This is a genomic window from Rubinisphaera margarita (assembly GCF_022267515.1).
Taxonomy (GTDB): Bacteria; Planctomycetota; Planctomycetia; order Planctomycetales; family Planctomycetaceae; genus Rubinisphaera; species Rubinisphaera margarita.
In genome coordinates this window covers 230,347-253,570 of record NZ_JAKFGB010000009.1, presented here as the reverse complement: position 1 = coordinate 253,570, position 23,224 = coordinate 230,347, and the positions used below count along the sequence as shown (strand labels likewise).

Annotated in this window: 15 protein-coding genes; 9 read left to right on the top strand and 6 right to left on the bottom strand. The window is 58.6% G+C overall.

All coding sequences use genetic code 11. The features are described 5' to 3' along the window. Positions 1-134: 134 nt before the first annotated feature. The 3 genes from L1A08_RS04350 to L1A08_RS04340 all read left to right on the top strand — a co-directional run bounded on the left by L1A08_RS04350 (position 135) and on the right by L1A08_RS04340 (position 3,166). Positions 135-668, top strand: coding sequence for an LSD1-type zinc finger protein (locus L1A08_RS04350; protein ID WP_238754616.1), 534 nt, complete (start codon positions 135-137; stop codon positions 666-668). A 9-nt stretch (positions 669-677) separates the two neighbouring features. Then, on the top strand, positions 678-1,577 hold the full coding sequence (locus L1A08_RS04345; RefSeq protein WP_261362722.1) for a uracil-DNA glycosylase: 900 nt from the start codon (positions 678-680) through the stop codon (positions 1,575-1,577). Positions 1,578-1,678: 101 nt separating this feature from the next. Continuing rightward, on the top strand, positions 1,679-3,166 hold the full coding sequence (locus L1A08_RS04340) for a rhamnulokinase (protein WP_238754613.1): 1,488 nt from the start codon (positions 1,679-1,681) through the stop codon (positions 3,164-3,166). A 172-nt stretch (positions 3,167-3,338) separates the two neighbouring features. Here the strand turns inward: L1A08_RS04340 and L1A08_RS04335 are convergent, their stop codons facing one another. Beyond that, positions 3,339-4,970 (bottom strand): dicarboxylate/amino acid:cation symporter, encoded by a 1,632-nt coding sequence (locus tag L1A08_RS04335; RefSeq protein WP_238754611.1) that lies wholly within the window; start codon positions 4,968-4,970, stop codon positions 3,339-3,341. Positions 4,971-5,162: 192 nt separating this feature from the next. On the opposite strand from L1A08_RS04335, the gene pckA reads away from it, so the two are divergent. Next, a complete protein-coding gene (pckA, locus tag L1A08_RS04330) occupies positions 5,163-6,761 on the top strand; it encodes a phosphoenolpyruvate carboxykinase (ATP) (protein ID WP_261362752.1) in 1,599 nt (532 codons plus the stop codon). 4 nt (positions 6,762-6,765) lie between these two features. Here the strand turns inward: pckA and tsaB are convergent, their stop codons facing one another. Beyond that, a complete protein-coding gene (gene tsaB, locus L1A08_RS04325; RefSeq protein ID WP_238754607.1) occupies positions 6,766-7,464 on the bottom strand; it encodes a tRNA (adenosine(37)-N6)-threonylcarbamoyltransferase complex dimerization subunit type 1 TsaB in 699 nt (232 codons plus the stop codon). A gap of 121 nt (positions 7,465-7,585) precedes the next feature. Here tsaB and L1A08_RS04320 point away from each other — a divergent pair, with 121 nt between their 5' ends. Further along, entirely contained in the window at positions 7,586-9,508 is a 1,923-nt protein-coding gene (locus L1A08_RS04320) for a chloride channel protein (protein ID WP_238754605.1), read from the top strand. On the opposite strand, the gene L1A08_RS04315 is transcribed toward L1A08_RS04320, so the two are convergent. After that, positions 9,448-10,476 carry a helix-turn-helix transcriptional regulator gene (locus tag L1A08_RS04315; RefSeq protein ID WP_238754602.1) on the bottom strand — a complete coding sequence of 343 codons (1,029 nt, stop codon included), beginning with the start codon at positions 10,474-10,476 and terminating at the stop codon, positions 9,448-9,450. The two genes, L1A08_RS04320 and L1A08_RS04315, sit on opposite strands and share 61 nt — an antisense overlap. 75 nt (positions 10,477-10,551) lie before the next feature. Next, positions 10,552-12,276, bottom strand: coding sequence for an SMP-30/gluconolactonase/LRE family protein (locus tag L1A08_RS04310; RefSeq protein ID WP_238754600.1), 1,725 nt, complete (start codon positions 12,274-12,276; stop codon positions 10,552-10,554). Positions 12,277-12,684: 408 nt separating this feature from the next. Here L1A08_RS04310 and L1A08_RS04305 point away from each other — a divergent pair, with 408 nt between their 5' ends. The 3 genes from L1A08_RS04305 (at position 12,685) to L1A08_RS04295 (ending at position 16,193) form a co-directional block, all read left to right on the top strand. Beyond that, positions 12,685-14,295 (top strand): hypothetical protein, encoded by a 1,611-nt coding sequence (locus L1A08_RS04305; protein ID WP_238754598.1) that lies wholly within the window; start codon positions 12,685-12,687, stop codon positions 14,293-14,295. Between the two features lie 358 nt (positions 14,296-14,653). Next, on the top strand, positions 14,654-15,637 hold the full coding sequence (locus L1A08_RS04300) for a hypothetical protein (protein WP_238754596.1): 984 nt from the start codon (positions 14,654-14,656) through the stop codon (positions 15,635-15,637). Positions 15,638-15,746: 109 nt separating this feature from the next. After that, a complete protein-coding gene (locus tag L1A08_RS04295; protein WP_238754594.1) occupies positions 15,747-16,193 on the top strand; it encodes a DMT family transporter in 447 nt (148 codons plus the stop codon). Positions 16,194-16,519: 326 nt separating this feature from the next. Here the strand turns inward: L1A08_RS04295 and L1A08_RS04290 are convergent, their stop codons facing one another. Both L1A08_RS04290 and thiC read right to left on the bottom strand, forming a co-directional pair. Continuing rightward, the gene (locus tag L1A08_RS04290) at positions 16,520-18,853 is read right to left on the bottom strand and encodes an arylsulfatase (RefSeq protein WP_238754591.1); all 2,334 of its coding nucleotides are present in this window, start codon (positions 18,851-18,853) and stop codon (positions 16,520-16,522) included. A gap of 1,092 nt (positions 18,854-19,945) precedes the next feature. Beyond that, the gene (thiC, locus tag L1A08_RS04285) at positions 19,946-21,751 is read right to left on the bottom strand and encodes a phosphomethylpyrimidine synthase ThiC (protein ID WP_238754589.1); all 1,806 of its coding nucleotides are present in this window, start codon (positions 21,749-21,751) and stop codon (positions 19,946-19,948) included. 456 nt (positions 21,752-22,207) lie between these two features. Here thiC and L1A08_RS04280 point away from each other — a divergent pair, with 456 nt between their 5' ends. Beyond that, positions 22,208-23,188, top strand: a complete 981-nt coding sequence (locus L1A08_RS04280; RefSeq protein ID WP_238754587.1) for a GDP-mannose 4,6-dehydratase — start codon at positions 22,208-22,210, stop codon at positions 23,186-23,188. The last annotated feature ends 36 nt before the right edge of the window (positions 23,189-23,224 follow it).

The following is a 23,224-nucleotide window of genomic DNA, read 5'->3' as shown; positions in this document are numbered from 1 at the left end:
TGCGAAGACTGAGGCCGTGGTTTCGCGTCACGGCCTCAGAACTTTCACTTTCCCCGGAATGATCAGTTGGGCTGCCGTGCGATCTGCTCTAGGATGCACGCCACGGTCGGTACTCTTTTCTCGGATGCTCACCCATGAGACTACTGGCAACAGTGTGCAACGGTTGCGGAGCTCCGCTGGAGGTTCCCAAAGGAACGCGTTCCGTTCGCTGTGGCTACTGCAACACGCATCTGCGGATTGAAGACCGACATACCGAGAAGATGGCGGACGATGAACCCGACGCGTCGACGCTGGAGAAAATTCGTCAGCAGAACGAGCTGGAGCGACTCGATCGCGAATGGATGATGCGGCGAGAGAACTTCATGGTGAAGGGCAAGGACGGGGAAATGTCTCTGCCCGGCAAAGCCCATCTGTTCGGAACCGGCTTCATTGTTCTGTTCGGACTCTTCTGGACGATCTTCGCCGGCTCGATTTTCCCCCCGATGGCGTTGTTCGGAATTCTCTTCATCGGAGGAGCCATCTTTCAGGGAATTCACGTTCAAAAGAAACTCAACGACTATACCGAAGCCAATCGCTTCTACCGTCGGAGCCGGCAGCAGATTCTGCAGGATCTGGATGTGAACGACGCCCCCGGCATCGATGACTACCTGAAGGACCTGTCGAAGTAACCCAAACCCATGCAACTCGATCGACTGATCCTGCAATCACTGGAGTCCTGGCAACGAGCCGGGATGTCTCATCTGGACAAGTTCCAGGGAGAGGCCTCGCTGCTGGACGATCTGGCCGCCGCTGCCACAACCGCGGCCCCGGAGCCGCCTCAGCCCGCTCGACCGACTCCGTCTGCTCCACCACCGGTCGCGAAACAGCCCCCCGCGCCTGCTGCACCGCAGCGCCCTGAATACACCGAGCCGCCTCGGGTTCAGGCTCCGCCTCCCGAAGTGACTCCGCCGTCCGCCGAAGGACCTCGACGAACAGAACGCCAAACGATGAAACATGCTGAACGTGTCCAGTGTCTCGCTCAACTTGCCGACACGGTTTCCAAATGCACCCGTTGCCCGGAACTGGCTGCGGCTCGAACGCAAACCGTTTTTGGCGTCGGCAATCCGGAAGCCCGCGTCATGTTTATCGGCGAAGCTCCCGGAGCCGACGAGGACAAACAGGGCGAACCGTTCGTGGGCCGGGCGGGGCAGCTGCTGAACAAGATCATCGAAGCCTGCGGCTGGACGCGCGAAGAACTCTACATCTGTAACATTCTTCGCTGCCGCCCGCCGGGGAACCGAAATCCGTCTCCCATCGAAGCCGGCAACTGCCGCGAGTATCTGCTGGGGCAGATTGCGACCGTCGATCCCGATTACATCGTCTGCTGGGGCACGATCGCCGCTCAGAATATTCTGCAGACGAAAACACCGATTGGCCGGCTGCGGGGCGAACTGTTCGACTACGAACATTCCAAGGTCCTCTGCACTTATCACCCGTCGTACCTGCTGCGGAATCCTCCTGCGAAAAAGCTGGTCTGGGAAGACCTGAAGATCCTGCTGCGAGAAATGGGAATCGATCCAGAGAACCCGAAGAAGTAATCGGGGCTCCTTCCGAATCGGTCTGCTTTTCCACAGACACGCCATCCGATATGTTGATCGGCTGATGAACCACTGCGAAATATTGACTGGGACTGTGTGACATGAGTGAGCAAGTTTACCTCGGCGTCGATCTGGGAGCGGAAAGCGGCCGCGTGATGGCGGGCCGATTCGACGGCCAGCGGCTGCAGCTGGACGAACTGCATCGCTTCCCCAACGGCCCGGTTAATGTCGCCGGCACGCTTCGCTGGAACGTGGTCGGCCTCTGGAAAGAGATCCTCGCCGGGCTCACAATTGCCGCGGAACGCTATGGCGATTCGATCGTCTCCGTCGGCGTCGATACCTGGGGCGTCGATTACGTCCTGCTTTCCAAGACCGGCGAACTGCTCGGGCTTCCTTACAACTACCGCGATCCCCGCAACGAAGGGATGGTGCAGCAGGCGTTCTCTCGCGTGCCGCAAGAGGAGATCTTCGCCAATTCCGGCCTGCAGTTCATGGAGATCAACACGCTCTACCAGCTGCTCGCCACGCAGCGGGATCACGCCGAGATGCTCGGTCTGGCCGACAAAATTCTGATGATGCCGGACTACTTCCACTGGCTTCTCAGCGGCAGCCGGGTTGTGGAATTCACCAACGCGACCACCTCACAGTGCTTCCACCCGACGGACAACGACTGGGCCTTCGACATGCTCCGCAAGTTCGATCTGCCGACCGAAATGTTCCCGCAGGTCGTGACGCCGGGCACCAAGCTCGGCACCCTGCGTGATGCCATCTGCAAACAGACCGGCCTCGGCAAGATCTCCGTTGTCGCCCCGCCGACCCACGACACGGCGGCTGCCGTCGCGGCGATTCCAACCGAGAACACCGGGAAAGCAAACTGGGCCTACATCAGTTCGGGAACGTGGTCTCTGATCGGCGTTGAAGTGCAGGACGCGATCCTGACGGACGCCGCTCTGAAGATGAACGTCACCAATGAAGGGGGCGTCGATGGCACGTACCGTCTGTTGAAGAACGTGATGGGGCTCTGGCTCGTCCAGGGCTGCAAGCGGGCGTTTGAAGCGCAGGGACAGAACTACGATTATTCCGAGCTGACGATGCTCGCCGAACAGGCCGAGCCGTTCCGTTCGATCGTCGACCCCAACGACTCGGCGTTCCTGCATCCGGATAACATGGTTGAAGCGCTGCAGGGCTACTGCAAAGCGCACGGCGAACCGGTCCCGGAATCAGCCGGCCAGCTCGTCCGGTGTGCACTGGAAAGTCTGGCTCTGAAGTATCGTTCGGTGCTCGACGGCATTCAGGAACTGACCGGCGAGACGATCGAAGTGATGCACATCGTCGGAGGCGGCTCCAACAGCGATCTGCTCAACCAGTTCACAGCCGATGCCTGTGGCGTCCCGGTCATCACCGGCCCGGTCGAAGCGACCGTAATGGGCAACCTGCTCATCCAGGCGCGTACCGCGGGCGAAGTCGCTTCTCTGGAAGACATCCGCCGCATCGTCCGCCAGTCAACCGAATCCCGCCGCTTCGAACCCCGGGATCAGTCCGCATGGCAGAACGCCTTCGCCCGGTTCCAGAAGCTGATCAAGAAATAGTCCACTGCAGTAGGGGCCGCGATACGGACGCGTAATGCAGGTGGTTCGACTCTCTGGGTCCACTGAAAGAGAAACCTCGCACGCTCTTTCACTCACGACAAGCCTCCTGTTGCCTGGCAACACAGAGATGAATCTCTGTGCCATCCGGGGTGGACAGTCCACTGAAGTGGATTCACGCCGTTTCGGTGGCTGGGACTGCTTCTTCTGTGGTGAGCTTTTCGATGACCGCGCAACCGCAGGAGTCACTCCAGACATTAACGGTCGTGCGGCACATGTCGAGCACGCGGTCGACGGCTATGATCACCCCCTGGGCATCGAGCGGTAGTCCGACGGCCTGCAGGACAATCGCCATCATCACCAGACCGGCGTGGGGAATCCCGGCTGCCCCGACGCTCGCCAGCAGCGCGGTCACGGCGACGATGATCTGTGTGGAAAGCGACAGTTCAAAGCCGGCTGTCGCCTGAGCGATGAACAGCACGGCGACGGCTTCGTACAGGGCCGTGCCATCCATGTTGATCGTCGCTCCCAGAGGCAGCACGAAGGAACTGGTCCGGTTGGAAACGCCGGCGTTCTTCTCGACGCAAGTCATTGTCAGCGGAAGGGTGCCGTTGGAGGATGCGGTGGAAAAGGCCGTCATCAACGCGGGGCTCAGGGCTCGGAAGTATTCCCACGGAGACCGACCGGCAACGAACTTGAGCAGGATCGGCATCGTGACCGTCGCGTGAATGAGGAGCGCCAGGAAAACCGTCAGCATGTACCACGCCAGGGTCATGAAGATGTCGAGTCCCTGGGAAGCAGTGGCGTAGGTCATGAACGCCAGCACGCCGATGGGAGCCAGATGGATGACGAACATGGTCAGTCCCATGATGGCTTCGAAGAACGCGGCGAAGAAGTTCGTCAGCGTTTCACGAGCCGCGTCGCCGGCTCGGAGAATGAAGATCGCGAACAGAATGCTGAAGGTGATGATCGACAGGAATTCGCCATTGGCGAGGGCGGCGACCGGGTTAGACGGAATCATTTGGCTCACCAGCCCGGCGAAGATGCCGGGAAGCGATTGATCCGTACCGAGGTGGACGGTCTCCCCTGCCCCGGGGATCACCGCTCCCACGCCGGGACGAATGATGTTGACCATGATAATGCCGGTCGTGATCGCCAAAAAGCTGGTCACGACGTAGTAGCCGAGCGTCTTGCTGAACATCGACCCCAGTTTGCCGGTGCCGCCCAGTCCCGTAACGCCGGTGATCAGCGATGAAACAATCAGTGGAATCGTCACCATTTTGAGCAGGCTCAGAAACAGATCGCCGACCCACTTGGCGACGATGGTTACAGTTCGGGAGACCGACTTGCTGTAATCGTCGTAGGTGCCGAGAAACAGCGGATACTTGTGAGCCAGTTCGGCCCGGGTTTCGAAATGATCGTTCGTCAGCAGCGGGTTGCCGTTGTAGTTCCGTGTATAGCTGACCGAGATGCCGGTCGAATCTTCGAAGACACGAAACTTCTGATCGGTGACCGCGATGGACTGATCGATGCCTTCGAGGTTGCCACCTTCTGGAACTTCGATGAACGGATAACGCCGCACAAACTGATCGGAACTCAGATGCAGGGTCGGAAAGACGGCCCGTTCTTCTCCGGTCTCTGATCGGGCGAGTTCCGTCACATGAATGTGACCTTCAAACTGCTCAATCTCGACCTGTGTCTGTTCCGGGAACTCGACATCCCCGGGATTCACAAGCACTCCGACAATCGCTCCCACAATGAGAGCCACGAGAATTTGAACGTGAAGCGGAGCCTTGAGCGGATTCATGGCTGTTCCTGGACCGGGATCTGGAGGGGACAATCGAGCGGGCTGAACAGAGTTGCAAGTTAGCCGGACGAGCCCGATTTCTCCAGTGGGCTGTAAAAGAAGATCAACAATTTCCGGTTGTGGAAATCTCCGGGATCTTCGACAATAGGGCGGCGCAAAGGATCTCACACAGTGAATAAAGGATGGACCGGGATGGCCGCTTTTGATTTGAAGATGCACGGGATTCATGTCGAGGACGTGATGCGGAATCCGTCGCCTTCAACGCTTTACGAGGAAGCGATCCGTTTCGATCGCGGCACGACACTCTCCGATACGGGATGTCTGATTGCCTATTCCGGAGACAAGACGGGCCGCTCGCCCAAAGACAAACGAGTCGTCAAGAACGAAGGCTCGGAGAACGATGTCTGGTGGGGACCGGTCAATTTCCCGCTCGACAAACTGACGTTCAACATCAATCGCGAACGAGCCGTCGATTATCTCAATACGCGAGATCGGCTTTACTGCATCGATGCGTTTGCCGGCTGGGATCCGAAGTATCAACTCAAGGTCCGCGTGATCTGCTCCCGACCCTACCACGCTCTGTTCATGACCAACATGCTGATCCGTCCGACGGAGAAGCAGCTCGAGTCATTCGGCGAACCGGACTACACCATCCTCAACGCGGGGCAGTTTCCGGCGAACCGTCACACGACCGGGATGACCTCGAAAACGAGCGTCGATCTGAACATCGAGAGCGGAGAGATCGTGATTCTCGGCACTGAATACGCCGGCGAAATGAAGAAAGGCGTCTTCACCGTCATTAATTACTGGGGACCAAAGAACGACATCCTCTCGATGCACTGTTCCGCCACCGCGGACAGGGAAACCGGACGTTCGTCGGTCCTCTTTGGCCTGTCCGGCACCGGGAAGACGACGCTTTCGGCAGACCCGAATCGGTATCTCATCGGCGATGACGAACACTGCTGGACTGATGATGGTGTCTTCAACGTGGAGGGGGGCTGCTACGCGAAAGCCATCTACCTGTCCCGAGACAGCGAGCCGGAAATCTTCAATGCGTTGAAGTACGGAGCCGTGCTGGAGAATGTCGTTTACGACAAGGAAAGCCACCACGTTGATTTCGACAACACGACCATCACCCAGAATACACGAGGCGCCTATCCGATCGAGCACATGACCAATGCCTCGATTCCGTGTGTGGCCGGTCCTCCCTCGGATGTCATCTTCCTGACCTGCGACGCCTTTGGCGTGTTACCCCCGGTCAGTAAGCTCACTCCGGAGCAGGCGATGTACCACTTCATCAGTGGATACACCGCCAAGGTGGCCGGAACCGAGATGGGCGTCGACGAACCGGAAGCGACGTTCTCGCCCTGCTTCGGCGGGCCGTTCCTGGTCTGGCATCCAGCCAAATATGCCGATCTGCTGGCCGAAAAAATTCGTAAACATGATGCCAATGTCTGGCTGGTGAATACCGGCTGGACCGGCGGCCCGTACGGCGTTGGCTCCCGTATTGCTTTGAAGCAGACGCGGGCTCTCATCGATGCCATTCATTCCGGGCGACTCACCGATGCGCCCACCGAAGCCGATCCGCTCTTTGGATTCGAAGTGATCACCGCCTGCGAGGGCGTCCCTTCTGAGATTCTCGTCCCTCGTAAAGCCTGGAAGACAGAAGCCGCTTATCTGGAATCAGCCGGCAAGCTGGCCGAGCGATTCCGTAAGAACTTCGAAAAGTACGCGGAGGGGGTCAGCGAAGCGGTTCTGGCAGCGGGGCCTCGCTCCGAAGCCGTGGCCTGATCATTTACGCCTCGCGTGCGTCGGCCCGCTCCTCGGCGGCACTCTTGCGAACGTAGATCGGCGTGACCTGAAACGGGTCGTCGCCCCCTTCCGACTCGTATAGCCGCCGACCGAGTGTGGCGACCTGCAGCGCGTCGGGCATCCATTCGTCTTCCGGAACCCGGGGCCAGTCAGCGGGCCATTCCCGATCTGGGAGCTGCGTGGCGAGACGTTCAAGCCCGGCACCGGCGTGATAGACATGGGTGTGGTCGCGCTGTCGCCAGCTGTCGAGGTCTTCCATCTGCAGGGAATTGACTGATCGCCACGTCTGGTCGGCAAACTCGAATCTCTGCCAGGCGACCTGACCGCGTCGGAGATCCTCCACGACTTCGACGATCTTTCGTTCCGCCGGCATCCCCTCAACGGTCGCAGCGAAGGTGGGGATCGCTTTGAGAATGCAGCTATTGGCCCAGGCGAACGTCTTGGCAAATGTGAGGCCGATGCGAAGTCCGGTGAAGCTTCCGGGGCCTTTGGTGATGGCCAACAGCTCCAGTTCCCGGGGGTTGATGCCCGAATTCTGACAGAGTTCCCTGACCGTCGAGACGAGAAACTGGGTCGCCGGCTTACCGTTTTGCATCAGTGAACGGACGACCGGCGGTTGCCCGTCGCGCAGCAGTGCGACAGAGCTGCGGCGTCCGGTGCATTCGATTCCAAGAAGATTCATGACGAGAGGCTGAAAGTGAGGGAACGGGAGTGGCTCCTTGAAGCCGGGTCAGGACAATGATAGTGTTCGACATAGTCAATGTAAAAACGCCTTGCTCTCTCTTCCTCCCGGCTACTTCTCCATGGATCTTCTTCGTGACTGGTTGACTCGATTCGTTCACCGAACGGAGTCGGCTGAGTTTCAGGTCTCGGGGAAGTGGTTCCTGCTCTCCATTCTGCTCGGGATCTCCGCCGGTCTTGCCGCGATTATCTTCGACCACCTGACCACTCTGATCGGTTCGGTCTGCCTGCGGATGGCCGCTGGCTTCTACCCCGGCAGTGCGATTGGCGAGTTCAATCCCTTTGAAAGCTGGATTCCCGAACTCATTGCGTTCAACCCCTGGATCCTGCTGCTCGTGATTACGGTCGGCGCTTCACTGTCCGGGTTGATCGTTCAATACTTCGCTCCCGACGCAGCCGGACCGGGAACCGGAGCGGCGATCACCGCGTTTCATCATCAGCGAGGTTACATTCGTTCCAATATCATCTGGGTGAAGACTGTCGCCACGGCAATCACGCTGGGGACAGGAAGTTCCGGGGGCCGCGAAGGCCCGATCGCTCAGATTGGAGCCGCTATTGGTGTCTGGCTCGGACAACGGCTGCATCTCACAAAACGGGATCGTCGGATTCTGCTGGCGGCCGGAATGGGAGCCGGTGTCGGGGCGATTTTCCGTGCTCCGCTGGCGGGAGCTCTCTTCGCGGCTGAGATTCTCTACCGCGATGCCGAGTTCGAAGCCGAGGTGATTGTCCCGGCTGCCATGTCCTCGATTATCAGCTACGGCATCTACTCGATGCTGCTGCCGCCTGAGATTCGCTACACACCGATGTTCGGCGAACAACTGCGGTTTCAGTTCTTCACGCCGCTCGAACTCGTGCCGTACACCATCATGGCGGTGGCTCTGATTCTGGCCGGCATCACCTTCATCACCAGCTTTCACGGACTGAGGACGTTCTTCGATTCCCTGAAGATTCCATTCTGGACGCGAGTTGCCTGCGGAGCGTTCCTCTCTGGTGTGGCGGCTCTGATTCTTTACTACAGCTTCGACCAGCAGGGGACGGTGCTTGGAGTTGTCGGGACCGGTTACGGCACGCTGCAATATGTGCTCACCGGAGAACAGCCGGTCGCGATTCCGATTCTGCTCGTGGTCGTATTCGGCAAGATCCTTACCACATCGCTGACCGTGGGGTCTGGCGGTTCAGGCGGCCTGTTCGGACCGTCGATGGTGATCGGCGGATGTACGGGAGTGGCGGTCGCTCAATTTCTGCAGCCGCTCTTTCCGGACGGACTGATCCATCAGACTCAGGCCTACGGGATCGTCGGCATGGCCGGATTCTTCGCCGGCTGCGCGAACGCTCCCATCTCGACCATCATCATGGTTTCGGAACTGACCGGGGAATATAAGCTGCTCATCCCCACGATGTGGGTGTCAACGCTCTGTTTTCTGCTGATGCGGCGGCACAATCTGTATCGTCAACAGGTGCCGACCCGGCTCGAGTCGCCGGCCCATCGTGGTGATTTCATCATCGATGTGCTCGAAGGAATTCCGGTTGAAGATGTCTACCGCAAGGGAACACTGCGGATGATCGCTCGCTCAACGCCTCTCGAAAAGATTGTGCACATCGTGGCCGATACTCAGCAGCACTCTTATCCGGTCGTCGACGACAACGGACGGCTTGTCGGCATTTTCTCGTCGGATGACGTCCGGGCCTATCTCTACAATGAAACAATCTGGCGGCTCGCCAATGCCGAAGATGTGATGACGCTCAACCCCATCACCATTACGCCGGACGACAACCTCAACACAGCTCTGCGGCACTTTACATCGAACAACCTCGATGAGCTGCCGGTTGTTTCCTCGACCGACAAAGGCCGCATTCTCGGAATGCTGGGGCGCAAAGAGACGATCTCCTGCTATAACCGGCGCGTCGTTGATCTGAAGAAGACTTACGACGAAGAAGACTCGGTGATTCTTCCGCCGGGACGAGGTCCGTCGGCTCGCGCGTAGTGATTCAGCATCCCGCGTGCGTGACGTTCGATTTTCTCCCGCAGTTCATGCGGTTCCAGAACCTCAGCGGTGTCACCGTAGCCGAGAATCCACCAGGAGATCTCGTCGAGGCCCTCGACATCGACATGAAAATCGATACTGCCATCGTCATGGGAGACGATCCGCTGTGTCTTGTGCCATTGAACTTCAGCGACATTGCCAGCAGTTTTCGGCGCAAAGCGGACCACGACATGACGCGGCTGGCTCTTTTCGCGAATCATTCGCCACGCGTTGCCGAAGTAGGATTCCAGCGAAAAGCGGGCAGGAATCTTGTACGTTTTCGTGGAGAGGACGCGAACACTTTCGAACCGTTTCAGATGAAACGTGCGGATCTGTCGATGCCGCGATGACCGACCAATGACATACCAGCTGCGATGGCAGAAGTGAAAGCAGTAGGGACTGAGCTGTGTCGAAACCGGTCGCTGATCCGTGAAGCTGTCGTACTTGATCTGGACGGGTGACCGGGCTTTCATGGCCTTCCCGATCTGCTCGTAGAACGTGCGGGTATCCTCGAGGTTCGCCCGGGCATCGAGCGTGACCTTATACATATCCAGCACTTCAGAGACGGTCTGCCGAATTTCACGGGGGAGAACACTGGCCAGTTTGAAGGCCGCGGTGCGGGCGGACTCCAGATAAGGAATCCCGGTTCGGGCATCAGCCAGATCCTGACAGACCACGAGCAGGGAAAGGACTTCGTCCCCTGTGAGATCGGCCGGCAGGATAAACCGAGACTGTTCGAAGCGATAGGTCTGCTTCTTCTCGTCAAACTCGATCCGGAGACCGGAGTCCCGAAGGTTCTCGATGTCCCGAAAGATCGTTCGCCGGGAGACCCCGCACTCGCGTGCGAGGTCGGGGGCGTTGACGGTCTTTCCCGATTGCAGGAGTGCTACAATTTGCAGCAGGCGTCGAACCCGCTCCATGGCCGGCATGCTGGTACCCTGTCAGTCCACTCTGGTTATAGCGAATTTGCGAGCGGGCATGCAGGCAGATCCCTGACAGGATCATCATTGAGTCTGCAGATGACTCCGGAAGAATCGATCCGTATCCTCGACCACCTGGTCGAACCACGGGAGTTGATTCCAGCAGCCATGTCGAGCGCCCGCATAAATCGTTACATCGGTTGCGATAGAATGCTTCTTGAGTCGCTCACGCGACAGTTCATTGCGTTCCGGATGATCCAGTTCTCCGACGAGGAACAGGATCGGACAGTCGTCCGCCGAAATCTTTTGACACACATCGGCAAGCTCATAGAGTTCAGGAGCCTGATCGATGGATTGTCCCAGCCAGACGTTCGAAAACGACTGCGGTTGAGTGCGCGACCGATCCGCCACGCTCCCGGTTGTCATCTCCAGTGGACCAGCCATGACGATAGCCGCCTGAAGGCGCGACGGTTGATCGTTCCAGCCGCCAGAACCCTGCAACTCGCTGACATCGGACCCGGTGGCCATGAGTCCCACGAGGTGTCCGCCTGCTGATCCTCCGATCGCTCCGATCTGATCAGGATTAATACGGAACTGCTCGGCGTGGGCACGCAGGAAACGCACTGCGGCACTGCAGTCATGGCTGGCAGCCGGGAACTTCTCCTCACCACCGAGTCGATACTCAATCGCCATCGTGGTATAGCCGCGTTCCGCCAGCGCAATGGCCATGGCCCGAAATTTGGTTTTGTCGCCTTTCACCCAACCTCCGCCATGGACAACGATCACAGCCGGGTTCTGACTGGCCGCGGTCGGAACGAACAGGTCAGCCAGCAGCTTCCGCGAGCCGTACTCGGCATACGGGACGTTGCGATGGGCTTCGATTCCGTCGGGGATCACCGTATTGAGGCGTCGGTCCTCCCGGGAAGAAGTCTTCTGCTCGGGCTCCGGAGAGCGACCACTGATATTCATCGCCTGTCGGTAGAGTCCGCCAAAGCCCGTGATATACAGAGACTGCATCTCGGGATCGCCGAAGGTACAGTTGATCGGACGTGTCGGCGTTGTGAGTTTGTCGAGCAGTTTTCCTTCCGGATTCCAGATCCAGACATCGGTGGCTCCACAGCAGTAGACATTCCCGGCGCGATCGGTGCACATGCCATCGGCACCTTTTTCAGGACCATCGTCCATGACCGCGAACTTGCGTCCTTCCGAGAGAGTGCCGGGCTCCTTAACGTCGAATGCCCAGATTTCCTTGGCCGCATAAGCCGACACGTACAGGATCGACTCGCTCGGCGAGAGGATAATCCCGTTGGGAGCGTCAACCTTTCCGACTACGGTCGAGGTCTTGTGATCCGGGGTGATGTAGCAAACCTCACCGCGAGCAGTCAGCGTGTAATAGATCCCGCCATGCACATCGACGACCAGGTCGTTCGGGCGAGCGGGGGGCTTGATGTCGGGATCGTGCTGATAAACGGTCTTCAGCTCTTTGCCATCCAGCACGGCGATACGGCTGTTCGCGTTGTCAGAGACGTAGAGTTCTCCGCCGTTGAAGAACGTCGCGCTGATCCGGAACTCGTCGGAAAGCACGCTGGTCCACTTCTGTTGACGCGGCGAGTACTGGAACAGCTTCTGTCCCTTCACGTCGGGCACGTAGAGCACGCCCCGGTCATTCCAGGAAGGACCATCGGCAAGACCGAAGTCGCTGCGGATGAGTTCCAGGTCCTGATCGCGATCGACGACCGGTTCCGCTCCGTACGCCGCAGCCACCGCCAACAGCGCGACAGAAAAACCAATCAGCAATATACGTATCATCAGTGAATCTCCTCAGAGGGGTGGCTTGTAGCATAAACGAGAATTCATGCTAATCGTCCACGCATAAATTGGCGGACATGCGACACAGATCGTCCCCAATCCGGTGCAGTTCGGCAAGTCTGCCGCGATTTCTCAGGGACGCCTGCACGAAGATGGGATAGATAGGTCGAGATGACAAAGCGAACTGGATTTGTTCAGGTGGCGCAATCGGCCTCGTCGATACACGTCATGAGACAGGAATTTCCGTGTTGTTCGGCAATTCGGTCATTCTCAGCAGAAAACGTCGGACATGAACTTCGCCCTAGCGATGTCGGTTCCCGGAGGAGTCGTCAGCGTCGGAATTCCCGGGTCGGTTCGGCAACCGTAATGCGCCCCGCAGGCCGACAATTTTTCATGAGGAAGAGTACGATGCCTGGATTAAGCCTTGGCCGTCGACAACTTCAACCGATCAGCCTCGCATTGAGCCTGTCGCTGGCTGTCTGTATCTGCGGATGTATCGGGAAGGGGTTCAGCTTTCCCGGGTTCGGCTCCAAAGCTGAAGAGCCCGGCACGGCGGAAGTCGAGCTGGAACGACCGCTTGAGTCGACTCCGGTTTCCAGTGCCGATCTGCCGCATGTCGCTCAGAATCAAATCAACCTCGGAGAGGGACACGCCGAGCTCAGCTATGAACAGCTGGAAGCGGAATTGAACACAGCAAGTTCAGGGGTTCTCAATGTTTCCCGCTCCCAGAGCGAATCTTCCGACGAACTCGATGCCGCTTTCCTGATTCAGGAAAAGATGGCCGACTCTGGAAAAGCCGAGTCGACGAAAATCGGGACCTATCAGGAACTCGTCTCGTCGGTCGATGCAGGAGAGTCGAATCTGGATGCACTCCGCAGCAGCCTCGAAGAGTTGAACTCCACGACAACTAAGCTCGATTCGCTCCCCTCCTCCACTGAACAGAGCCAGCCCGCCGAAGAATTCGTCGTGCAGCTGGAAACCTCGGTCGCGGATGTGGCCTCCATTGAACCAGTCATCACACCGGCTCAGACTTCTGTTACCGAAGCCGAACCGATGGCTTCCGGCGATGAAGAATTTCCCTGGGCGACCGGAACAGCCAACGCTGCTCCCGTGGTCGATCGGATGAAAGACATCCTGTCGAAGGCCACCAATGTGGCACATGAAGGCAGCCGGATCGGATCCCAGAAGATCGCGGAAACCGCTCACACCGTCATTCAGAAAACCCAGTCGGTGCTGACGCCGGAAGAAGTGACTGCTGAACAGGTTCTGGCAGAAATGAAGGCTCGGCAGGAAGTCCGCGATCAGCGTCGCACGGCCGCCGTGGTCATCCAGCCGCAGCCCGGAACCGCACTGGTCGAATCCGAATTGCCTGCTCCGGTCGTCATCGATCTGAGCCGTGACTGGATCAACACGCCGCAACCCGCCCCGGAAAAGAAGGACTCGATCGCGCAGTTTGCCGAATCAACGGTCCTGGCCAACCGCCCGGCTCAACTGCCCGTGATCACGCCGGCCGGACAGGAGCCCGTTTCGCAGCCGAAGCTACAAAATTCGACGCCGCAGCCGCCGGTGCTCGGATCCCCGCAAACGCCGCGGAAACCTGAAACGATCCCACGTGATGAAGACATTGTTCGCCTCGGAGACGTCCCGGTTGAAGACGACGCCCACCAGATGATCAGCGGGACAGCCGATTCGGTTCCCATGCTGGGCGCGCCCCAACTCGAGACGTCTTCCGCTCCCCCGATCGTTCTGGGAGACAGCGGATCGAAGGCCCCCCTGCTGATCGCTCCGGGAGGAGCCGCCTCGGCTGAGCAGGACGATAATTTCGATGAATTCGCGGCCTCCTTCGGCGACGCCACCGTGACCACCGCTCCTGTAATCAGGGAATCGCCCCTGCTGATCGACGAAGATGAGCTTAAGCAGAACGCTCAGCTCGAAAACGCGGTCTCATCGACCCATCTGACAATCATCGTCTGCGGCACAGCCTTCCTCGCGATGTTGCTGGCTCGCTGGCGACGCTGATTTCCGACAATTCTCGACACGGATAGAGAACGCGGACACGGGAAGCAGAAGCAATTCTGCTTCCCGTTCTGCATTGGTGGCCGGCAAGATCCGTTCGATTCGGTCAGTCGGTTGTGCAATCTTTGTAAGTCGGGCCGATCGCGCCGAAAACGACTGGTCGGATGGTATCGATTGCGCCGATTTTGAGTGAGGGGATCGGCCTGCTTCATGGGGGGGTAGCCGGATCCCGCAATCGATGTGCTCACGGCTGGGACTGCAAGACGTGGATCGACTCGGCGCTGTTCGCACGCGCGCTGCTCGCCCATTCCTCTATTGGCTGGCGAGCGGCCTTTATCGGATTTCCTACCAGGTTGGCCCAATGAACGTTACGCCTGCCATTCTCGGCGGAATCTTTATGGCGACCTCGATGGGGTTGCTGCATGCCGGCGAGTTGACGCCGGGTGAATCTGAACCCCAGGTTCAGGAACAAATTCGCGACAGCGTCAATCGACTGCAGACGTTCGACAGCGATGTGGACCGCCGCAAGGTCTATGGCGATGCCGACCGCGATCGAGAAATCGAGCGGCTGCTTCCGAATTTCCGGGTCACCCAGGAAGGAAGCTCTGATCGCCAACTCAAGGAACAGGCGATCGATCGGCTGCAACGCACGCGACTGACTCCCTCGGGACGACAGACCGCCGAGCAGATGATTGAGAAAATGAGCCTGTTCCGCCGTCTGCCGGAAGTCCGCTTCGAAATGGATCCCGCCGCCTACGACTACTTCATCGGAAACCCGGATGTCGTCGTGGGACTGTGGCAGTCGCTCGGCATCTCGGCGATCGAACTCCGCCCTGCGGGCAAGTACCAGTTTCAGATGAATAACGTCGATGGAACCAACAGCAAGGTCTTCTTCCTGAAACGGAGTCAGACGTCGAACATCGTCTACTGCGAAGGAGAATTCCAGAGTCCGTTCCTGAAGAACCCGATTACCGCCAACGGCCTGATCTGCATCAATGCCCGGTTTGAGAAAGCCAAAGATGGAACTACGTTCGTCCGTCATTCGGCCGACGTCTTCGTGGCCTTCCCGAATCTGGCGATCGAAGCAGCCGCCAAAATGATCTCGCCGGTCAGCAATTACATCGCCGACCGCAACTTCCAGGAGATCAGCCTGTTCCTGCATTCGATGTCGCTCTCGATGGCCCGTCAGCCGCGCTGGGTCCAGGAACTCGCCGGCAAACTGCAGGGCGTGATGCCGGAACAGGCCGCCGAACTGAACGAGGTGACGCTCAAAGTCTACGAGAACGACCAGGCTCGGCTCGCCCGCCGCTGGGACGAGTTCGAAGAGCCGATTCCACTGAAGTGAGACTCGGCGGCTTCTTGCGGCCGGCACGTCCGGCAGCCCATGGACGCCGCTCCCGAACCGCCCTATGATCGGACTTTGGAGAAACCTGAGTTCAAGTAGGGACAGTTCCGTGCGAGAGTTGCTTCTGATGCTGGTCGCCTCGATGGCGGCCTTTGTGATTCCCTTTCAGGCCATCGTAAACGGGCGTCTGGGAATCGCACTCAACAATCCGTTGTTCGCGGCCTTCTTCTCGTTCCTCGGCGGGACCGTCGCGCTGATCATCCTGCTCCTGGTCACAACGCCCGGCATCCCCTCCTGGCCTCAGAATTCCGTTCTGCCCTGGTACTACTTTATCGGCGGACTGTTCGGCGTCGTCTTCGTGACCACCGTTCTGGTCGTGACCCCCAAAATCGGACCGGCCAACGTCCTCGCCGCGACCGTGGTCGGGCAGCTGTTCATGGCGATCATCATCGACCACTTCGGCATCCTCGGCGTCCCGGTCATCCCCGTGTCTCTCCCCCGAATCCTCGGCTGCCTGATGCTCCTCGGCGGCCTCCTGCTAATCCAGACTCGATAAGCAACCCGCTGCCTCGACGCCCCACTACAGTGGACTCACGTGCTCAGCCACTCGCTCGACCAACAAAGGGTGGCTGGACAACAAAGGATGGCCCGGAAGTTCACTTCCGGGTGACGAAGTCACAAGCAGCCGCCCGTGGAACGCTGGTGAATAGCACGCCGGGGGACCACTACAAGACAGCATGTTTCTCGTCCGAGAGTGAACGCTTCACAGACCGAAGTTCGTCAACGGGCAACTGCTTGTTGCGGAGCAACAAGAGGCCTGTCTTCAACCCGGAAGTTCGCTTCGGGCCATCCCGTCGAGTTCCCCCGAAGTTCGGACATGCTTCATTTCAGTTGAAACGTGACCCGTTTAATCTCTCCGGTGAATGTGAAGGGGGACTGATAGCTCTGTGTCACCGGTTGTCCCGAGTCTTCGCCAATGCCAAAGGTGTCGATGCCGAAACGCCCTGGAACAGTGACGGCCATTTTCTTTTGTGCGACTTGTCTGCCATTGATGCTGAGAGTGATCGTGGCAGGACCGCCCGGCGTTTCCCCACCTTCATAACTGAAATCGACGCTGACAGTGGCTTTTCCCGCAGGCAGGACGCTGTCCCCTTTGAGAACCGTGTGTTCGCCAAAGTAGTTGTAATCGAATACCGGAGTGCCGCTTTCGAGGTAGAGCGCGATTCCGGCGGCCACACCACCGAAACCCACGATGACCCCTTCGGTGTTCTCGCCTGTGGTTTTCACCTCGGACCTCATGGTCCAGGAACGATTCTTAACGGGCGGGGCGGCCGCCTCTGGAATGCGGATGGCGCCGGGGTAATAGGTGTACGTTTTCGAGTTCGGGTCAAACCCGGGCACCGGCGGCTTGGGAATCGCGATCCTGGCCGAAAACCGATCATCAAGTGGATAGACCTGATGCTCTCGGGCAGCTCGTTCAAACGTGGCTTTCAGTTCAGCCAGTTTCTCAGGGTGTTTTCCCGCCAGGTTGACCGCTTCGGAAAAATCATCGGGGAGATAGTACAGTTCCCATTCATCTTGATCCCAGTTGCCCGGGGCATAGTCGCCACGCCAGGGAAAGCTGTGATGGGCATTCGCCTTCCAACCGTCTTCGTAGATCGAGCGATTACTGACGATTTCGAAATACTGCGAACTCCGTCCTTGAAATTCTGGATCATTGAAACTGGCGAGAAATGATTTGCCGGAAAGGGGCTTCTGTTTGACGCCGTTCACCGACTCCGGCATTGGCACGCCAACCGCTTCCAGAACCGTCGGGAGAACATCCACCACATGCAGGAATGCGTCCCGGGGTTCGTCGTCATGTTGGATCTTCGCTGGCCAACTGACGACCATGGGGTTACGTGTTCCCCCCAGATGCGAGGCAATCTGTTTCGTCCACTGAAATGGCGTGTTCCCCGCCCAGGCCCAACCGATGGGGTAATGCGGCTCCGTCTCGGGACCACCGAGCTTATCGAGATCCTGGAGGACGCTTTCGATCGGCGTCGTCAGCCCGTTGAGATTTCGAATCTCATTAAGCGTGCCGTCATGCCCGCCTTCGGCGCTGGCACCGTTGTCGCCAGCGATGTAAATCACAAGCGTGTTGTCTGCATCGGGCAGTTCATTCACGGCGTCGAGTAGTCGACCGATTTCATGATCGGTATACGCAAAGTAACCCGCAAAATTCTCCATCAGCGCCGCATAAAGCTCCTTCTGCTGATTGTTCAAACTATCCCACGCCGGCACCCACTCGGGGCGTGGTGTCAGCTTCGTCCCTTGAGGGATGATGCCCATCGCGAGTTGTCGCTGATACACCTGCTCGCGGTACTTCTCCCAGCCCATGTCGAACTTGCCATCGAACTTCTTACGCCATTCGGCCGGCGCATGATGCGGCGCGTGCATTGCACCGGGAGCGAAGTACATAAAGAACGGTTTCTTCGGCGCGACCGACTTGGAGAACTTCATGCGTGCAACCGCCCGATCGGTCATGTCCGCCATGAAGTGGTAACCCTCTTCGGGGGTTTTCTTCGGCTCGACAGCAACCGTGTTCTCGAAGAGAACGGGATAGTATTGATGCGTCTCCCCTGCATTGAAGCCGTAGAAGTAATCGAACCCCAGCCCTGTGGGCCAGCGGTCGAAGGGACCGGCGACGGTTGTTTCCCAGTCGGGCGTGTTGTGGTTCTTGCCAAACCACCATGTGGCATAGCCGTTGGCTTGCAGCACCTGGCCGACGGTCGCGGTCTCTTTGGGAATCATCGTGGAATAGTTCGGGAATCCAGTGGCCCATTCCATCAGAAACCCGTTGCCGCACTCGTGATGATTGCGACCGGTCAGCAGGGCTGCCCGAGTCGGTCCGCAGATAGCCGTGGTGTGAAATCGATTGAACCGCAAGCCGTTCGAGGCAAGCTTGTCGAAATTCGGAGTCGGAATCAAACCTCCAAACGTTGACATCTGCCCAAATCCAACGTCATCGAGCAGGATCACGAGCACATTGGGCGCCCCTTCCGGGGGCGCGGGCGGATGCTGCCAGTCGCCTTGGGATTCTTTGTATGTTCTCCCAATCTTGCCTTCGAATGGCGCGAGGGGAATCGGCACCTCAGTGCGATCCGGGCCCTGGGCCATGGCCATCTGCGAGCCGATAATCGCCAGCAAAACAATCAAGGCGGTAGTACGAATCATTGCAACTTTCTTCCTGTCCACGGCATCGGTGATGAGAGCCTTGTACGAGAACACATTCTAATTTCAACCGCAGGCGTCGCTTGCGTAACCTTGACGCCTCCGTTGTGCTGGATTACGAGCGGCCACCCCAGACACAGGCCATCGCGGCCACAGTCTCGGAGCATTCGACAGGCGTATTAACTTCAGCACTTGGCTGCGGGAGAGCAACTGCCGATTGACAGCAGAGCCAAGATGACAGAATCGTTGTTCATTCCCGCGGCGAATTGATATCTGGATATCGTAACCGGGTTTTTTCAACCTTGCGAGTTTGAACAATCATGACCATCGCTGGCCCGTTTCAGGACGCACGCTACTTTTCTCAACCTGTCGACTCTGACAATCCCAGCTGCAAATCTCTTCAACCGGCCAGTTTCACAGGCAATACAGTCTCGACGGCAAGCGGCCCGATCCATTCCCTGGCCCTTTCCGAGCGACGACACCTGACGTCGATGCCAAAATACTCACAGAGAATTAACGGGCCTCGCGGAATATTCACTAGACAACCGCGAACTTTGCTGACGTGTCCCCGTCCGTGAAATAGCCCGCGGTTCATCTCAGAGACGAAGTCTAGACGCGACAACATGCTCGTTGAACTGGACGCCTCAGAGTATAGGCTCATCAATGGGTGACTGCCTGTTGATGAGCAACCCGGGGGACTGGTGAGATACGCCACCGACTACTGCTGGAGCTCCGCGCGCTGGTACGAACAACGCAAGTTCATCGGCGTGAAGATCACCCCAATCGACTCCCTCAGCTAATCAACACCCCCAAGGATGGCCCGGAAGTTCACTTCCGGGTGACGAAGTCACAAGCAGCCGCCCGTCGGACGTTGGTGAATAGCACGCCTGGGAGCCGATGCAACACAGTTGGTTCTCATTGAGATTGGACGCCTGACGGACCGAAGTTCGTCAATGGGCAACTGCTTGTTGCTGCGCAACCCGGAGGTAAACCTCCGGGCCATCCGTTCTCGTTCTCGGCAATTCAAAACGAAAAATCACCCCGGCTCAAATGAACCGGGGTGATCTTCGGAAAGTCGGCAAACCTTTTTGGTTTCTACTTCACGTCGAGTTCGACGAATTCCTTCTGAATTCCCTTGGCCGTGTCGGCGTCCACGTAGTCGCTGTGGCAGTTGGCTTTGCCTTCTTTGTCGGCGGCGAGTTTGCTGACCGTTTTTGAGGCCAGCTTGTGGATCTCGTCCGGGCTGAGGACGCCGCGTTGTTCGAGGATGGCCTGCTGTTCCGGCGTGAGGGCGGCTGTTTTCTTCGCCTTTTCCCAGCCGTATTTCTCTTCCTTGCCGGAGGAGAACTCGACGATCTCGCGGCTGATGCGAACGCTGCACCAGTCGTGGCCGCACATGGCGCAGAAGTCGGTGTCGACGTCCAGGTCTTCGTCGTGGTAGGCACGGGCCACATCGGGATCGAAGCTGAGTTCGAAGTGCTTCTCCCAGTTCAGGGCGGCTCGGGCCTTCGTCAGCTCATCGTCACGATCACGGGTGCCGGGGATGCCGAGGGCGACATCGGCGGAGTGAGCGGCGATTTTGTAGGCGACGCAGCCCTGCTTCACATCGTCCTTCTTCGGCAGGCCGAGGTGTTCCTTCGGCGTGACGTAGCAGAGCATGCTGGCACCGTGGTAGGCAGCAGCCGTCGCTCCGATGCAGCTGGTGATGTGGTCGTAGCCGGGGAAGATGTCGGTCACCAGCGGGCCGAGCACGTAGAACGGAGCCCCGTGGCAGAGGGTCCGCTGCAGCTTCATGTTGTATTCGATCTGATCGAACGGCACGTGCCCCGGGCCTTCAATCATGACCTGCACGCCCTGTCGCCAGGCCCGTTCGGTCAGTTCGCCCAGCGTGGAAAGCTCGGCCAGCTGAGCCTGATCGGACGCATCAGCGAGTCCACCCGGGCGGAGTCCATCACCAATACTGAAGGTGACGTCGTACTCCCGCATGATCTGGCAGATGTCTTCCCAGAGGACGTACATCGGGTTTTCTTCGTTGTGATCGAGCATCCACTTCGCGAGCAGCGAGCCGCCGCGGGAGACGATGCCGATGAGCCGCTGCTTCACGAACTGCAGATGATTCTTCAGCACGCCGGCGTGAATGGTGAAGTAATCGACCCCCTGCTTGGCCTGATGGCGGAGCGAGTCGAGAATCACTTCGTGGGTGAGGTCATTCAGCTTGCGGCCGATGATCATCGAGTAAATCGGCACGGTCCCGATCGGGGCGGTGCTGTTCTGCACGATCGCTTCGCGGCACTGATCGAGATCGCCGCCGGTCGAGAGATCCATGATCGTGTCGGCACCCCACTTGAGTGCCCAGCGGAGCTTTTCGACTTCTTCATCGGTGCCGGACGACACGGGCGAAGCGCCCATGTTGGCGTTGATTTTGGTGAGCGAAGCCCGGCCAATGCACATCGGATCGAGTTGATGGCCCAGGTGCACCTTGTTGGCAGGAATGACCATGCGGCCGGCGGCGACTTCATCGCGAACCTGCTCGGGCGTGAGATGCGGTTCGCGTTCGGCGACGCGGGTCATTTCCGGCGTGACGATGCCGAGACGAGCCGACTCGAGCTGCGTGACCGGTTCGAAGCCGGCGGGCGCTTCCCAGGCTTCGGCCTGATGGTAGTTCGTTTCGTAGCCCGGCTTGCGGGTCCAGCCTTCCGGCATGAAGTCCCAGGCGGTTTTTTCCGAGGGAGCGGGCATGCCCGGGGTATCGGGCGAAGAATAGGTGAGCGCCCCGGCCGGTCCGGCCTGAATCTGGGGTCGCTTGGCGAACGCTCCCGGGTTGGTGCCGGCGGCGACACTCGACGGATTCCCGCCGATGGGAGGAAGCGTGTATCGCGTCTGGGATTCGTTCTGGTTCATGCGAAGTCCAATTCTTATCTGAGAAGCTGCCGTGCAGCCAAAACGTGCGGTGCAGAGAGCGGCAAGGTCACCGCCTCGAATTATAGAGTCTTCTGAGGGAAAATCAGCCGTTCCCACGCCTCGTTTCGCAAACCACCGTAGTTTCCCGAGTTAGAAAGGTCTATGATCTGCGATCGGAACGAGGGAAACCCTGTCGGGGTCTGGCTTTCCATCCGTGTCAGGCAAACCGTGTCCCTTCAAGGGAGCGGCTCGAGACCTCTGCCAGATGCAGTGGACCTGAAGGGCGGATGAGGCGGCGAGCACTCAGGGACGTATTCATTCAGAATGAAATCAGCGGCCTGTGAAGCATGTTGCCCGCATTTCCCCCTCACCCTAACCCTCTCCCCACGGGGCGAGGGGACGTTGAATGACTGAGATTTTCCGATCGACAATCCATTACACTTTGATGGACAGCTGATGGCGACGAAACGAGCACTGATTACTGGAATCACGGGACAGGACGGGTCTTATCTGGCCGAACATCTGCTGAGCCTCGGGTACGAAGTTCACGGCATCGTGCGGCGGGTCGCGCTGGAAGATCCGTCGAACCGGCTCAATCGACTCTCTGGAATTCTCGATCAGCTGCATCTGCACTCGGCTTCACTGGAGAGTTTTCCGAGCCTCTACGGCGTCCTTTCCGAAGTCCGCCCCGATGAGCTGTATCACCTGGCCGCTCAGAGTTTCGTGTCGTACTCGTTCGAAGATTCGTTCTCAACATTCCACACGAATATCGACGGCACACATTATCTGCTCGAAGCGGTGCGGAAGCTCGTTCCCGAGTGCCGGTTCTACTTCGCCGGCTCCAGCGAGATGTTCGGCCACGCCCCCGAAGTGCCGCAGAGTGAACAGACACGATTCTATCCACGGTCGCCGTACGGCATCTCGAAAGTGACCGGGTTCGATCTGTCGCGAAACTACCGCGAGTCGTACGACATGTATGTCGCTTCGGGGATCCTGTTCAATCACGAATCGCCCCGCAGAGGCTTTGAGTTCGTCACGCGGAAAATCACCTCGCACGTGGCTCGCATTAAACGGGGCGAACTGACAAAGCTGCCGCTCGGCAATCTCGAAGCCAAACGGGACTGGGGTTTCGCCGGCGACTACGTGAAGGCGATGCACCTGATGCTGCAGCAGGAGAAGCCGGACGACTTCGTGATCGCCACGGGCGAGACGCACACCGTCCGCGAATTCTGCGAACTCGCCTTCGCCGAAGCAGGCCTGAACTACGAAGACTACGTCGTCGTCGATCCCCGCTTCTACCGCCCGGCCGAAGTGCACGTGCTGATGGGCGACGCGAGCAAAGCGAAGCAACAATTCGGCTGGGAACCAACGGTCCTCTTCCCGGAACTGGTCAAAATGATGGTCCAGCACGACCTGGAACTGTTCCAGGCGAAGTAGTTGGTTCCGGTCAGGGGTGCCATGCTCCCATCGCGC